Raw genomic sequence first — 2,133 nt, 5'->3', positions numbered from 1 at the left:
TAATCAAATCCACAGGAATAGATTTTTTTTCGTTAAGAATTTCTCTTTGTACAGGATCCAGAGACATACAACCCATAATCCGGTCTAAGAAAGGCATCGCGCTGCTTTGAGAACCTGTTTCTCCTCTGAGAGCTGAAGCATTAATCTCAGTACCTTCATAAATAAGCTCAACGTTATTGTTCCACCCTTTGAGAAACTGCCTGATGTGTTTTCTGAAAACTTCAGCAGACACGATATTCTCTGTCGTCATGAAGACATCTTTCATGTTAACAATGGTGTCCGCCATTTCTCGTAAGATAATAGCCAGAGAAACCGCATCTCTTTCTTGTGCTAGCTCCATCGCTTTTATACCTTGTTTATAACACTCTCTAGCTGCTGCTTCATAGGCTACATGAACAGTGATGAATTGGTCTTCATCTTGTCTCCCTGAAAAAGTCACAAGACTTCTAAGGTTGTTTGTCGTAAAATCTCCGTTTGGATCTAGTTTTCTCCAGTTTCTTAAGACATAATCAGCATAATTGAGTATTGGTGGTTCCTCCAACCTTTCTGAAATCTCAACAAAAGGAATAGCAATCTGTGCTGGAAGAACTGTTCGGGGTTCAGATTCGCCTCTATAGATGGGTTCCCAAACATAAGCTTGGGCTATCATTCCTAGACAAAGTTTGGCATTATTCAGATGAAAATCCTCTAAAGAAGTTGTATCTATCTGAGGCATTTTATCTACCTCTATTCCCACTTCTCCAATGGGCAAAATATTTGGAAGATTCTGAGCTATTTCTCTCCAAACATAATACTGTTCAGGCCAAAAATCCAAGGACTCTAAGGTTTCAGTCAAGAATCCTTTTTCTATTATTTTGTCTTTGAAATCAAACATTATTGGATTTTTCTACTAAAAATAGTTTAAACAATATGTATTATAAACCTGATTTAGAGCGGTTTAAATATTTTTATTTTTTTTTATATATTGCTCTTTCGAGCTCATTGGTCAGGGTAAGCTCATCTATAGCGTTTCTTATAGCTATGAGGTACAGAGGATTGTTTCCCTATTACCTATTACCTCTTATCTCTTACCTGCTCCGTTCGCACCTCAAGCAGCGTCGGCTTTGGCGAAAGCGTGGCCCACGGCCTCAGTCCCTGCTCCCTAAAAGCCAGAACTTTGTACCTCATGACTATGATTGCTGGTTCTTCAGTACCTACTATGCTAAATTTATAGTTTACCCCCCCCGAAAAGCTTACTGTGTAAGGGTTATGAGGCTATTTAACCATAAATTTTTCCAATATAGCTGCCTCTTCCTCCTGCTCCGAAGTCCCTGCTCCGAACGCGCCCCGCGTGGCCTACGGCCTCAGTCCCTTTGGCAAAGTGTTAATTTAGCATAACAAGTACGGAAGAGCCATTTTTATTTGAGATGTAAACAAATCATCTAAAGCTTTAGGAAACCTAAAACTTCCAATAGGTAAGAGCAATAAGGAATACATAATTTTTCAGTTTAGCAAAAATCACAATCTAGTTTTACAACTCATTTGTAAAGTAAAAACAAACGTATAAATACTCATTGCCAAATCAAACTAAATTTGATCAACCTATCAATGGGAATAGGGAGAGGTGAGAGGTTGGCTGTAGCGATTGGCCGTAGGCCACGCTACGCGAACGCCTCATGACTACCAAGCCCAAATAGAAAAACCAAATAACCAAGCAGTAAAGTAAGGGAATGGGATTGACCTTTGGTCACGCTACGCGATCGCATTTCCCGACTCCCGATTCCCGATTCCCTACTCCCTACTCCCGACTCCCTACTCCCTACTCCCTTTTCAAACAAAAAAATAGCCGCAGAAATACTATCCACGGCTAGGTAAACCTTATGAATTCACATTTCGCACCATTCCAGACATGCTCCCATGGGAGCAAACCCGATGGTTTGGCCAGGGGGCAAAGCCCCCCAGCAATTTAATAGCTTAACCCAGAATTATGTACTTAGTCATCATCGTAATAAATTCCCCAGGAAGCCCCGTCGGTTAGAGTCGATGCCCGGTATTATCCGGGGCACCTCTCCTTCAGAACCGTACGTGAAGGTTTCCCCTCATACGGCTCCTAGATATTCTCTCCCTTAGGAGTGCTCCAGTGTATCTGTTGAT

The 2,133-nt window shown here is 41.4% G+C and carries 2 protein-coding genes; one reads left to right on the top strand and one right to left on the bottom strand.

Annotation, left to right across the window (positions count from 1 at the left end; translation table 11 throughout):
- A partial coding sequence (locus F6K20_RS35520) for a PrnB family protein (protein WP_287297953.1) occupies positions 1–874 on the bottom strand: 874 nt, incomplete at its 3' end.
- A gap of 835 nt (positions 875–1,709) precedes the next feature.
- On the opposite strand from F6K20_RS35520, the gene F6K20_RS35515 reads away from it, so the two are divergent.
- Entirely contained in the window at positions 1,710–1,850 is a 141-nt protein-coding gene (locus tag F6K20_RS35515; protein WP_154659777.1) for a hypothetical protein, read from the top strand.
- The last annotated feature ends 283 nt before the right edge of the window (positions 1,851–2,133 follow it).

Origin of the sequence: Moorena sp. SIO2C4 (assembly GCF_010672485.1) — a bacterium.
In the GTDB taxonomy this organism is placed as follows: Bacteria; Cyanobacteriota; Cyanobacteriia; order Cyanobacteriales; family Coleofasciculaceae; genus Moorena; species Moorena producens.
This window is presented reverse-complemented; position numbering and strand designations above follow the sequence as displayed.

What these genes read in the sequence shown, in the direction of transcription:
- F6K20_RS35515 (WP_154659777.1), top strand. Translation starts at nt 1,710, where the DNA reads ATGGGATTGACCTTTGGTCACGCTACGCGATCGCATTTCCCGACTCCC.